Raw genomic sequence first — 12470 nt, 5'->3', positions numbered from 1 at the left:
ATTACTTCTATATCTATTCATGAGCGCCTAGTTACCCATATTGCGTAGCGCTCATTCTTGATTTAGATCAATTTCAATTCCGATTTTAAAACAGATGCCCGTTAATCCATAAATGTGTGACGATGCTAGCAGCGTAACCTAAGGCAATTACGGGCATCCACTTTAAATGACCAAAGAAAGTATATTTGCCGTGCGCGGCGCCCATTAATGCCACCCCCGCCGCAGAGCCGATGGAGAGCAAACTTCCTCCCACACCTGCGGTTAAGGTTACTAACAACCAGTTACCCATAGAAAGCTCTGGTTGCATGGTTAATATGGCAAACATCACCGGAATGTTATCGACAATGGCGGATAACACGCCAACCATCACGTTCGCCCAAATAGGGTCCCACTGGGTATACATGATTTCAGAAACTAGCCCTAAATAGCCTAGCAAGCTCAACCCACCCACACACATCACTACGCCGTAGAAGAAGAGCAGCGTATCCCACTCAGCGTGCGAGACGCGTCGAAATACATCAAATGGTACTACTGAACCTAAACGTTGTAGTGCCGCTTCATCATGGCGAGCTTCTGCTAATGCTCTTTTCTTCGCCAGTGAACTTGGCAGAGTTTTGCGTAAGAAAAAGCCAAAAAATTGCAAATAGGCCAGTCCCATCATCATGCCAATAACAGGAGGGAAGTGGAATAATCCGTGAAAGGCAACCGCAGTGGCAATGGTTAAAATAAACAAGCCCACGATGCGGCGCGCGCCACGTTTTAGCTCCACATGCTCATGCACAGTATCGGGCTGAGTAGTCGGTACAAATAAAGACATGATGACCGCAGGGATGATGTAGTTCACCACTGAGGGCACAAATAAGGTTAAGAACTGTTCAAAGTTGACGTGGCCTGCCTGCCATACCATCAGCGTCGTAATATCGCCAAAGGGGCTAAATGCACCGCCGGCATTGGCGGCAATCACGATATTAACGCAGGCGATATTGATAAATTTATAGTTAGTACCGCCCACTTTCATGACCACAGCGCACATTAACAGCGCGGTGGTGAGGTTATCGGCAATCGGCGAGATAAAGAAGGATAAGATCCCGGTCAGCCAAAATAGGGAACGTAAGTTAAAGCCTTTGCTGACCATCCATGATTGCAGTGAGTCAAACAGACGGCGCTCTTCCATTGCGCTGATGTAGGTCATGGCGACCAGTAAAAACAGCAGCAGTTCGGAATACTCTAATAAATTGTGGTCAAGTGCGCTCTTGGCAACATCAATCTCACCAAGCCTTAAAAAAGTGAAGCCAATTAAGATCCAAATCAGTCCCGCCGCCATTAACACTGGCTTTGATTTCCTCAGCTTTAGCACCTCTTCTCCCATCACCAAACAATAAGCAATGGCAAAAATGAACAGTGCCAGATAGCCGACGCCAGATTGAGTAAGATCGGGCGCGCTATGGCCGGTGGCTGCAATGCTTAATGGAGAAAAGAATAGGGATAGAAATGCCAGAAATAATATGGACGAATAAGACTTCACTGCGGCTCCTTGCAGACAATACCTTGCGGATAATAAATCAGTATCGATAGTGGCTTTTGTTTGACTATGCTGTAATGGTCACGTGTAACAGTAATTAACAAAAGCAACAAGTTTCACATAGCCTAAACCTGAAATCAAAACAATAGCTTGCGGTGGATCACTTTTTACAAACTCAAATGAAATAACTTGGTTAACCTTTGGTTTTTATTTGGTTAATGCTAAGTGTTGCTTCGATTGATGCTAAGTGCAGTTTATTGAAAAATATTTGTGTTTTATTTCAGTGATTTGAATGGATAAAGAATAAGGGATTTTATGAATCAACCAGTCAATAGTCATAGTGCAGTAACGCCCAAACAGCGCGTTTTATTGCTATTTGCGCATCCTTCGCAAGCGCGCTCAGAAGTGAATGCCGAATTGTTTAAGCTTGCTAACACCATTACTGGCGTGACGTGCGTTGATTTATATCGAGACTATCCCAAATACGACATCGACATTGAGCGAGAACAACAGCGACTGCGAGAGCATGATGTGGTGATCTTTCAGTTCCCTTTATATTGGTATTCAACCCCCTCAATTCTTAAAGAGTGGCAAGATTTAGTTTTAGAATACAATTTTGCCTACGGCCCTAAAGGGACTGCGTTACACGGTAAGCGTTTGTTGTGCGCCATCACCGCAGGCGGTAAAGAACAAGCGTATCAATGCGATGGCTACAACCATTACACCATTCGAGAACTGTTGCACCCTATAGAGCAAACCGCCTCATTAATCGGCATGCAGTATTGGGCGCCGTTTGTATTATTTGGCGCAAGAACCGCAGTTGAAGAAGGGCGGGTGAGTGAGCATTTACAGCAGTGGCAATTACTACTAAATGCCATCGTTGAAGATAGGGTGGATCTTGAAAAAGCGGGTCGGTTACCTCAATTAAGTGGGCATTTAGATTCGGCGTTGTTATTAGAATCAGCATTGTTATCTAGCGTTGATGCAGATCCACAAACAAAGGGAGAGGCGTAATGACTGGATATTTCTTACAGGCATTTATCTATTTAATTGCGGCAGTTATTGCAGTGCCGATTGCAAAGCGTCTTGGTCTAGGTTCGGTATTAGGTTATTTAATTGCAGGGGTCGTAATTGGGCCTATTACCGGTTTGGTGGGCGCGGAGACGGCAACTATTCAGCACTTTGCGGAATTTGGCGTCGTTATGATGCTGTTTTTGGTCGGGCTAGAGCTAGAACCTAAGATGCTGTGGAACATGCGCAATCGCCTAGTGGGGCTTGGCGGGATTCAAGTGGCGGGCACTGCGGGCATAGTAATGGCTATCGCGTTGATGCTAGAGGTGCAATGGTCGATTGCGCTGGCGATCGGTCTTATCTTCTGCCTCTCATCTACCGCCATTGTGCTGCAAACCTTTAGCGAAAAGGGATTGAGCAAAACTCAAGGCGGACAAAACGCTTTCTCGGTATTGCTATTTCAAGATATCGCCGTGATTCCTATGTTGGCGTTTATTCCATTGCTTGCCTTACCTGAGTTGATCACTGCCGCTCAGTCAGCAGTGGTCGAAAGTGCAAACCATCACCCTGAACTGAGTTTAGTTGCCGGACTTCCGGGCTGGGCGTATGGGTTAGTGATCACCGCTTCTATTGTGGCGGTCGTTGTAGGAGGGCACTTTGTTAGCCGTCCACTGTTTCGTTTTGTGGCTTCATCCGGTTTGCGAGAGATTTTTACCGCAACAGCACTGATGCTAGTGATTGGTATTGCCGCGCTTATGGGATTAGTCGGTTTATCACCTGCACTAGGCACATTTTTAGCTGGGGTAGTATTGGCAAACAGTGAGTTTAGGCATGAATTAGAATCCAATATCGAGCCGTTTAAAGGCTTATTGTTAGGGCTGTTTTTTATTACCGTTGGCGCGGGCATCAACTTTGGTATTTTGTTTGATGATTTTGCTCTTATTCTTGGCCTCACATTAGGCTTAATGCTGCTTAAAGGCGTTGTTTTATGGTGTCTCGCGGTGGTCTTTAAAATAAAAGGGGTTAATCGCTGGCTGTTTGCACTAAGCCTTGCGCAAGCAGGGGAGTTTGGGTTTGTACTGCTTAGCTTTACCGTGCAAAACAATGTACTGCCTAGTGATATTGCGAGTACCTTGTCCTTGGTTGTGGCGCTGTCGATGTTCTTTACGCCCGGCTTATTCATTGTCTATGAAAAAATTATTGTGCCTAGATTTGAAAAGCAAACCAATCAAGGCGAACAAGACGTGATTGATGAGCAAGGCAAAGTAATTATTGCAGGGGTAGGGCGCTTCGGACAGATAGTGAACCGACTGCTAGTAAATAATGGCGTAGAGACTGTGGTGCTGGATCATCAGGCCACGCAGGTCAGTAATTTGCGCAAAATTGGCACCAAAACCTTCTTTGGCGATGCCACTAAACCAGATCTATTGCACACCGCAGGCATAGAGCAGGCCAGAGCGCTAGTGGTTGCCATTGATAATCAAGAGTCGTCAGTACAATTGGTGAAGTACGTTCGGCACACCTACCCGCAAGTTAAAGTCATTGCCCGAGCCTTTGACCGAGGACACTTTTATCAACTGCGTCAAGCGGGTGCTCATCATATCGAAAGTGAAACCTTCCATTCTGCACTAGAGGTAGGCACCGTCGCGTTACGTTGTATGGGGTTTCATCCTTTTCAAATAGAACAACAACGTCATTCTTATATTTACGTAGAGAAACAGAGCTCAGATGAATTATATAATGCTTGGTTGGATGATTCTGAGGGTGAGCGTTACGACAATAACTTCATTAAGCTGTTTATTGAGCTTGAAGATAAAATACGTGATGCCATGGGTTCAGATCGTCATGACGGTGATTCACGCGCTGAAAGAGGGTGGACGCCACCACCAAAAGGCTATGCAGACCAATTTGAGGATAAGCTTGAGTGATAAATAACAAATCGTGGCAAACACCAAAGAATTTCTTAATTCTAATTTCCATCATTGTGCCAGTGGCATTTTCAAGCTGGATGGCACTGTTAAATAACTTTGTGATTGAAAAAGCCCATTTTAATGGTGCAGATATTGGTTTGCTACAAAGTGTTCGTGAGATCCCGGGTTTTTTAGCCTTTAGTGTTGTATTTGTGCTGTTGTTTATTCGTGAGCAAAAATTCATGCTAGTGGCATTAGTGATGCTTGGATTAGGCACGCTTTTGACAGGATTTTACCCAAGTTTAACAGGGCTATTGCTAACCACATTATTAATGTCGAGTGGCTTCCATTACTTTGAAACCTTAAAGCAATCTCTGTCATTGCAATGGTTATCAAAAGAAGAAGCGCCAGAAATGCTCGGCAAGATGATATCCATCGGAGCGTTAGCCTCACTGGTTACTTACGGCGCATTGTGGGTAATGTTGCAGGTGCTCAAACTGGATTATTCCGTGGTGTACGCGATTACTGGTGGCACGACCATTGTATTAGTGGCGGTAATGACATTTTGTTTCCCTCAATTTAATACCGACACTGTGCAAAACAAAAAGCTAATTTTAAGAAAACGCTACTGGCTGTACTATGCTTTGACCTTTATGAGCGGTGCACGTCGCCAAATCTTTACTGTATTTGCAGGCTTTTTAATGGTCGAGAAATTCGGCTATTCGGCCGCAGATATTGCCCTGCTGTTTTTGATCAACTACACGTTTAATTTCTTGTTCGCCAAGAAAATTGGTCGTTTGATTGGCAAAATTGGCGAGCGAAAATCCATGATGTTTGAATATTTTGGTTTGATTTGCGTCTTCATTGGCTACGCAGTCGTAAAATCAGCACACTGGGCTGCTGCCTTGTACGTGGTTGACCACCTTTTCTTTGCATTAGCATTAGCCATCAAAACCTATTTCCAGAAAATTGCTGATCCCGCAGATATGGCATCAACGGCAGGGGTAAGCTTCACCATTAATCACATTGCAGCGGTTGTCATTCCAGTAACCTTTGGCATCATTTGGCTGACCTCACCATCGTTGGTCTTTGTAATTGGCGCAGTAATGGCAGGGGTTTCTTTGTTGTTGTCTTTGAATATTCCTGCGCATCCGACAGAGGGAAATGAAGTGAGGTTTCTTCACTGGGGTAAGGCTTAATTTATAGAAGGTTATGATGCCTTGAAGTTGTAGTCGCTCCCCCTAGGCGGGGGAGCATTGAATATAGACGTATTGCTAGAAAAGATACTGTCGTGTGTTTGATAGCTGCTTACTTTACCTATTGCTTGCTTAACAAGAACTTACCAGTTCAACTTTCATAGTTGTCGCTCCAAAAGAATACTAAAGTGATACTATATTGTAGTGGTTTAATGATCCCGGACACCCAATTAGGTGATAAAGTCACCACAATTAATGAGGTGTTCAATGACAAAACGACAACGACGTACATTTTCTTCTGAGTTCAAAATGGATGCAGCATGCTTGGTTCTTGATCAAGGTTACTCTGTTCCCGAAGCAGCACGCTCAATGGATGTTGGTGAAACAGTTTTACGGCGCTGGATCGAACAGCTTAAGATCGAGCGAGGTGGTATTACCCCAACGGCCAAAGCGCTTACTTCGGAGCAGATAAAAATCCAAGAATTAGAAGCCCGGATTAATCGACTTGAGAGGGAAAAGTCGATATTAAAAAAGGCCACAGCTCTCTTAATGTCGGACGAGCTCGAACGCTCTCGTTGATTGATCACTTAAGGGAGCATGAATCAGTCAAGTTGTTGTGTGAGCTTTTTGATGTAGCTACATCTTGCTATTACGAGTTTAAACAGCGTAAACCCGATGCTAATCGTGTTCGGCTTGCTAGCAGGATAAGAGAGCTTTTTAACATTAGTCGTGGCTCTGCTGGAAGTCGCACGATTGTGTCTATGCTTCGCTCAGAAGGCATCAAAATTGGCCGATTTAAAGTACGGAAGTTAATGCATGAGGCCTGTTTAGCAAGTAAACAACCCGGCTCCCATCGATATAAATCGGCTAAAACAGAACGTCCAGACATCCCGAATTTGTTGAAAAGAGAATTCTCGGTAACCATTCCAAATCAAGTTTGGTGTGGTGATATTACTTATATTTGGTCAGGCTCAAGATGGGTATATTTGGCAGTTGTTCTAGACCTTTATAGCCGTCGAGTTGTTGGCTGGGCTCTATCCAACAAACCCGATTCGGCTCTAACAACTAAAGCTTTAGATATGGCTTGGGAACAGCGAGGGCGACCAGATGGTGTTATGTTCCACTCAGATCAAGGGGTTCAATACGGGAGTCGCAAGTTCCGTCAAAGACTCTGGCGATATCGAATGGCTCAAAGCATGAGCCGACGTGGAAACTGTTGGGACAATGCGCCGATGGAAAGGTTATTTAGAAGCCTGAAAACAGAATGGATTCCGGCAACTGGTTACATGAACCAAAACCAAGCCCAAAAAGACATCAGCTATTACCTGATGAACTATTACAATCGACAGCGGCCACATCAAGCAAATGATGGGGTTTCGCCGGTTACTGCCGAAAATCGGCTTAAAATAGTGTCCGGTATTTGTTGACCACTACATACTATCACTTTGAGCTTCGTAAGTTCCGTGACCGCTAACGCGGCATTAAGGTGGGTAACGGTACCATGATACCTAACGATGGAATGAAAAATGCCATGCGTTGGGAAGCCATATTAAATGCTTGTAAATGCATTTAGACGCGCACGTAAATCCACTTTACAATGCACTTTTCTTTTTCTACCCTCAAGCATATGAAGCCTAACAATATTACTGAAACCATTAACACGATCTCTTCCGATCGTCTCAATAGTTACCGTAGCTACTTTCATCTGAACTCAGATGAAGAGTGCTTAGGGCTGTATTTGTGGAATGACGCTCTTTCTGCTTCCTTTTTCAAATTAATTAGTATCTTTGAAGTAGCTCTTCGCAATACTATTCATAGGGAGCTGTCTCACCAATTCAATGCGCACCGACAGCAAGGGCATGCATTCGATAATGATTGGTATGAGCACCTGATTACCCTAGGTCAATTAAAGCCTAAGACAGTGGATATGATTCGAAAAGTCACCCATTTTCAATCACGAGGTCGCGGAAGAAGAAATCGAAATCAATTAATAGCGAAAAATCCGGCACCAACACCAGGAAAAGTAATCGCGGCACAAAGTTTTGGTTTCTGGGGGTTTTTAATTAATGATACTTCGTCGAACAACTCAATAGATTGGCAAAGCGCACTATTCAAAGGGCTTAAAGGGCACTTCGCCCTCCATTCTACTTACTGGTCTCAAAACGCACTAGAAGACTTTTTAATGCGGTTGAGTCAGGTCAATGAACTAAGAAACCGAATTGCTCACCACGAACCTATTTGGAAGTTCACTCAGATCAAACACTACAGAACCAACCAAGAAATCTATCCTGCGGCATCAACACCAGAAGAGAGTATTCAGCGAATGAAGACTTTAAATGAGCGATTGTGCCGGATACTAGGCTGGGTATCCGAAGATAGAAAGAACGATTATTTGGACTCCCATTACAAATCACATTTTGATTGGCTTACAAGTATTGAAGCTCTAGATGTATACAAATCTCTTTCATACAGCAATATACTAACACCCGCACAAGCGAAAAGACGTTTTAATGGTATAGTAAAAAGTTCAAAGGTACATGAGGTTATTGGCAAGCGAGGCATAGTTACTATACTCCCTGGAGTTGTATAGTTGACACTACAGTAGCTTTATACCATAATTTAGTCACTAGCTCGTTAGGCTACAGTGTTGGTAATAAAATTCTCGCCAATATCTCTAACTTGAGCATTCTAGAAAGCACCCTGCGGGGTGCTTTTCGCTTTTCTAAGAGCTAATAAAGCCTAAACACCGCGATGGCTAAGGTGTGGCGAGACCATTCCACAGTATCCTGACTTATGGCTCCCTGACGCGCTCCCTAATATATGGATCGTAGACTGTCGATGAAGTCTGCTTCAAAATCCATCCTACAAGTTACATAGTAAAGTAGCACCGAGCTTACTCAACAATGAGATAAGATGTCGGCTGAGTGACATCTATCTTTATTTGTTATATTTTTAACGCACTATTACTTGAATCTTTTTTAAATCCAAATAGCGAACAATCTACGGAACCTGTATACATGAGTACAGAGTTCTCACCATCACCGACCATGCTTAGTGGTTGCTGTAAATCATGACTCAAAAAAGACAGCGATTTATTAGTTATTATTACTGCTTTCTCATCATCAGCCCAACACCCCATAACTTTAACTAGTCCAGGTTTCATAACCTCTAATTCAAGAAGAATTAGTTCTGAATTTACATGGTAATCTGGTTGCTCTATTTTCATTTTTTCTAACAAATATGAATCTATGTATTGCTCTGCATTCTTTGTCGAAGCAATTATGTGGCCAGGGACCTGCTTAAAGGTAATACTTTCTAAATCATGAACTTTAACGTGATTATCTGAAACTTTTAATACTTCTTTGTTTTTTAGGTTTGATATCTTCAAATTTATTAAAGAAATTTCACCATCAAGGATTTTAAAACTTAATTTATTATTTTCTGATAGTTTGAAAATCGTAACTTTTCTATTTTTAGTTGATAGAGCAATTGTACCTGTTAAAAGCTTAATATTTCGAGAAGGCTCTATGTAAATATGAGATCTTCCTGATTGTAAGGGACGATCAATGTTTTTCCATTCATATAGTTTTTTATCATCTATTTTAATGCTTCCGTAGTGAATAGCATCATGACAAGAAGGACAAACAGGTATTAAAATCTTTTCATCATTAGACTCATAAATTGCCCAATGCTCGATATGGTGAATGTGAGATCTCAAATTGGAACAACCTGGATTTGCGCATTTATTTCCACACTCATCTAAAACTTTTTGCTTAATTTTAGGGTCAAGTTTTTTTCTAGATTTAGCCACATCTGCACCTAACTAATTCAAATGAAAATATAACGTCGTATTAATGGACAAAAAACGATGGCATTAAACTTGACTTCAAGTCAAAAAACCTAGCGTTTTTTGTCCAAATTGAACGCTTTGTAGCTTAAACATTACAGTCTACGCTAACTCACCAGTGGTTATATCAGACAATAATTCTTCCAATGTATGAACTTCCATAGCAAAGAGTTTTGGTGCTTGAGCAACTTGTCCATTTAAAAAATCTATTGCTCTAGTGACTAATTCATCGCCACCACACACGACCCAATATCGGTCATAGGCGGTGCGACCAGCGTCTAAAACTGTATACCCCAATTTTTCAATCGCAGTTCCGCCAACTTCTTGCCACTTAACCGTGATCTGAATACGCTCTGTTGTTGTATGCAAAACAAAGTGCGCAGTATCATTTTTTTCATCGATTAAGCTTGGGTAGCGAACAGAGCGCTGATAGGTAAATGGGGTTTGGTCATTTGATTGTAAAAAGCCGTAGCTCTCCACAATATTCGTTATATCTGATAGTAAATCAGCTCGAGCCATAATCCCTCCAATCTATTTATTGATGTTGTTTGAGTTTTTCGCGTCTGGATTAGCTCTCACGTAATCCTCACCGTTGATCCTTACAACATGATGATTGGGGTGATTGCCATTTCGAGTTTCGTTAACCAAAGTTTGTCGATCAACTGCACCACGCCCCGGTATCGTGTATGAATCGTTTTCACCATTTGTGCCATCATTATTTCCACGAATATTCTTAGCCATAGATACCTCTATTATTCCCACAATAAGACTCTTAGTCTCACAGTTGAAATGGTACCTTATTGAGATGAATTCAAGCAGATGCATATTATTTTTTAGTGCGAATTTAAACTAACGTGTGTCAATGGGGTCAGGTCTTGAATTTTGCAAAGAAAAAAATTTTCCTGCGTATCTATCATTACAACTGATGGGTCATTTGTGGGCTTGTGACACCAAGCTTTGGGACAAAATCATCGAAAAGCTTCGAGCTTTATTATCATAGTTCTAATCTTTATTGCCGAGTTTTAAACCCAAATGTTCAACGACGATTAGTAGCTCTACGTTAAACCAATTGTTTTAATCTCCATTCCAACCACAACAGCCAATAGATCAGAAAACCCCGCTACAGATCCCTCTGTAGCGGGGTTTTTAATACATCGAATCAATGGATGATTAGTGATCCAAATACAGGTAGTTCTGCCAGCTCTTCATGCGAATCAAGATTTTACGCATGATAGAGACGTGGTGGAAACTATCAGAATAAACGGCAACTTCTACAGAGGCACCTAATGGCAGTCGGTATTGGGATATGTCATCGTGAAGTCTTAGTTTTACCAGTGCTCGGCCAGGTACATTCAGTGATTGTGTGCCTAACAATCTGCCTGACGCTTGGATTTCACCTTCGGCCATGGCGGGAATGACGTTGACCACTTCGCCAGAGAAGACTCTGCCCGGTAAGCTTGGGAACATGAACTCAGCTTCAAATCCCGGCTCTAGGCGTTGCAATGAATTCTGGCGAAATGCTCCAGCGTAATAAAACTCTTCAGCGTGGATAAATACCATTGAAGGTGCCAGTGGCAGAGGTACCACCATTTGTCCCGGACGTAAGATAAGTTGCGTGACAAAGCCGTTAGTAGGGGCTCTGATCACTGTTTCATCAAGGTTAAATTCGGCTTGTCGAACTTGAGCTTGCAAGCGAGCAACTGTGGTGTTTTCACCCTCTATTTCAGATTCAAATGCGACACGAGCACTGTTTTCCATAGCGATTTTTGCTTCTAAATCGGCTTGTGCACCTTTTAAGTTTTGGCGACGTGTGTCTACTTGTTGAGCGGTAAACGCGCCTTTTTTGTAGCCCGAATAGTAACGATTAAACTCTTGTCGAATACGGTCACGCTCAGCGATGGCTCTGATCACTTCTGCTTGCGCGGCTTTGTAATCCGATTCTAATTGATAAACAGCTTGTATTGCGGCGGCTAAATCGGCCTGTTTGCTCATCAACTCCGCTTCATAAGGTTCAGATTCAATTGTGAACAAGGGCTCACCCTTTACAATAAATGTATCGGGTTTGACATTGACTTCAACAACTCGACCTTTCACCGTCGGCACTATCGGTGTGGTGTTGTAAACTTGGCGACCAATTTGCGTAAATGGATGGTTGTAGTTCATCAGTAGTATTAAGGTGCCAATCAAAATCACGCCACCTAACACAGCGGTAGGGACACTCCATTTGTTCAATGGGATTTTGAATATTTTAAATATTGCGACACAAAATGCGGTGTAGGTCAGTATCAGTAGTAGATCCATTACGCATCTCCTTCAGTAGATTGAGGGGGTCGATTAGGCGTAGTTTGAGATTGCTGTTGTTGCTGTTGGAGATTTTGTAGTTCGGCGACTTGCTGGGTGAGTTCATGAAGTTGCTGATTTAGCTGGGTAATATCATGATGTAAATCAGATTGTTCTTGTTTGATTTGCGTCATTCCCCATCCACGGTCTTCGCGCCATAAGGTGGCCCATATCCAGAGAAACGGCCAAATAACGTGTAGGGTTAACAGGCTGATCCAGCCAGTTACGTGAATGGCATCTTGGTGAGGGTGATTTCGTTTTTTGGCGATTTCATAGGGGATATCGTGAATGACTATCACCCCATAGAAAAGGACAAGAGCAACGAAAACTAATAATCCTAAAGCAACGTAATCGAGAAGCATGTTTCATCCTTGTAATGCTTGTTCTGATATTGTTGTAATATTTTTAACTTTTATTTTGGCGAATACAACTACTTTATTGATTATAAGAGATTTTATTTAGGGTGTGGCTTGTTAAATGTAATTAACAATTGCTGATTTGTAACTCACTTCTGTTGCAGTTAGTGTTCAACAAGCGGTCACGGGTGTTGTTAAATGAGCGTTTAGGGCGTTTTGAATCGCCGCTATTTTACTATTACAAATTAAGGGTTTGATGTGGGTTTTGTAGGCGAAATCGCTGCGGTG

11 protein-coding genes are annotated in these 12470 nt (G+C 42.6%); 5 read left to right on the top strand and 6 right to left on the bottom strand.

Features of this window, described 5'->3' with window-relative positions:
- Window positions 1-85: 85 nt before the first annotated feature.
- Window positions 86-1498 carry a sodium:proton antiporter NhaD gene (gene nhaD, locus OCU38_RS16720; protein ID WP_390625279.1) on the bottom strand — a complete coding sequence of 471 codons (1413 nt, stop codon included), beginning with the start codon at window positions 1496-1498 and terminating at the stop codon, window positions 86-88.
- Window positions 1499-1837: 339 nt separating this feature from the next.
- Here nhaD and OCU38_RS16715 point away from each other — a divergent pair, with 339 nt between their 5' ends.
- From OCU38_RS16715 to OCU38_RS16695, 5 genes are all read left to right on the top strand, one after another.
- Window positions 1838-2536, top strand: a complete 699-nt coding sequence (locus OCU38_RS16715; protein WP_261824589.1) for an NAD(P)H-dependent oxidoreductase — start codon at window positions 1838-1840, stop codon at window positions 2534-2536.
- On the top strand, window positions 2536-4461 hold the full coding sequence (locus OCU38_RS16710; protein WP_261824588.1) for a monovalent cation:proton antiporter-2 (CPA2) family protein: 1926 nt from the start codon (window positions 2536-2538) through the stop codon (window positions 4459-4461). Before OCU38_RS16715 ends, OCU38_RS16710 begins: the two co-directional genes overlap by 1 nt.
- Complete coding sequence (locus tag OCU38_RS16705) at window positions 4458-5642, top strand: MFS transporter (RefSeq protein ID WP_261824587.1); 1185 nt, start codon at window positions 4458-4460, stop codon at window positions 5640-5642. Before OCU38_RS16710 ends, OCU38_RS16705 begins: the two co-directional genes overlap by 4 nt.
- Window positions 5643-5906: 264 nt before the next feature.
- Window positions 5907-7066 (top strand): IS3 family transposase gene (locus OCU38_RS16700; RefSeq protein WP_261824123.1). Its coding sequence is split into 2 segments (ribosomal slippage): window positions 5907-6165 and window positions 6165-7066, totalling 1161 coding nucleotides; the frame shifts between segments, so codons are not numbered across the junction.
- A 170-nt stretch (window positions 7067-7236) separates the two neighbouring features.
- Complete coding sequence (locus OCU38_RS16695) at window positions 7237-8229, top strand: Abi family protein (protein ID WP_261824586.1); 993 nt, start codon at window positions 7237-7239, stop codon at window positions 8227-8229.
- Between the two features lie 354 nt (window positions 8230-8583).
- Here the strand turns inward: OCU38_RS16695 and OCU38_RS16690 are convergent, their stop codons facing one another.
- The 5 genes from OCU38_RS16690 to OCU38_RS16670 form a co-directional block, all read right to left on the bottom strand.
- The gene (locus tag OCU38_RS16690) at window positions 8584-9450 is read right to left on the bottom strand and encodes an HNH endonuclease signature motif containing protein (protein ID WP_261824585.1); all 867 of its coding nucleotides are present in this window, start codon (window positions 9448-9450) and stop codon (window positions 8584-8586) included.
- 138 nt (window positions 9451-9588) lie between these two features.
- The gene (locus OCU38_RS16685; RefSeq protein ID WP_261824584.1) at window positions 9589-10005 is read right to left on the bottom strand and encodes a PD-(D/E)XK nuclease superfamily protein; all 417 of its coding nucleotides are present in this window, start codon (window positions 10003-10005) and stop codon (window positions 9589-9591) included.
- Window positions 10006-10017: 12 nt separating this feature from the next.
- A complete protein-coding gene (locus OCU38_RS16680; protein WP_261824583.1) occupies window positions 10018-10227 on the bottom strand; it encodes a DUF3892 domain-containing protein in 210 nt (69 codons plus the stop codon).
- Window positions 10228-10656: 429 nt separating this feature from the next.
- Window positions 10657-11787, bottom strand: a complete 1131-nt coding sequence (locus OCU38_RS16675; RefSeq protein ID WP_261824582.1) for an HlyD family secretion protein — start codon at window positions 11785-11787, stop codon at window positions 10657-10659.
- Window positions 11787-12188 (bottom strand): DUF3302 domain-containing protein, encoded by a 402-nt coding sequence (locus OCU38_RS16670; protein ID WP_261824581.1) that lies wholly within the window; start codon window positions 12186-12188, stop codon window positions 11787-11789. Before OCU38_RS16670 ends, OCU38_RS16675 begins: the two co-directional genes overlap by 1 nt.
- Window positions 12189-12470 lie beyond the last annotated feature (282 nt).

The organism is Vibrio neonatus (assembly GCF_024346975.1).
Taxonomy (GTDB): Bacteria; Pseudomonadota; Gammaproteobacteria; order Enterobacterales; family Vibrionaceae; genus Vibrio; species Vibrio neonatus.
Note: the sequence above shows the minus strand (reverse complement) of the source record. Positions and strands in the feature narration are given on the sequence as shown.

What these genes read in the sequence shown, in the direction of transcription:
- OCU38_RS16715 (WP_261824589.1), top strand. Translation starts at nt 1,838, where the DNA reads ATGAATCAACCAGTCAATAGTCATAGTGCAGTAACGCCCAAACAGCGC.
- OCU38_RS16710 (WP_261824588.1), top strand. Translation starts at nt 2,536, where the DNA reads ATGACTGGATATTTCTTACAGGCATTTATCTATTTAATTGCGGCAGTT.
- OCU38_RS16695 (WP_261824586.1), top strand. Translation starts at nt 7,237, where the DNA reads ATGCACTTTTCTTTTTCTACCCTCAAGCATATGAAGCCTAACAATATT.
- OCU38_RS16685 (WP_261824584.1), bottom strand. Translation starts at nt 10,005, where the DNA reads ATGGCTCGAGCTGATTTACTATCAGATATAACGAATATTGTGGAGAGC.
- OCU38_RS16680 (WP_261824583.1), bottom strand. Translation starts at nt 10,227, where the DNA reads ATGGCTAAGAATATTCGTGGAAATAATGATGGCACAAATGGTGAAAAC.
- OCU38_RS16675 (WP_261824582.1), bottom strand. Translation starts at nt 11,787, where the DNA reads ATGGATCTACTACTGATACTGACCTACACCGCATTTTGTGTCGCAATA.
- OCU38_RS16670 (WP_261824581.1), bottom strand. Translation starts at nt 12,188, where the DNA reads ATGCTTCTCGATTACGTTGCTTTAGGATTATTAGTTTTCGTTGCTCTT.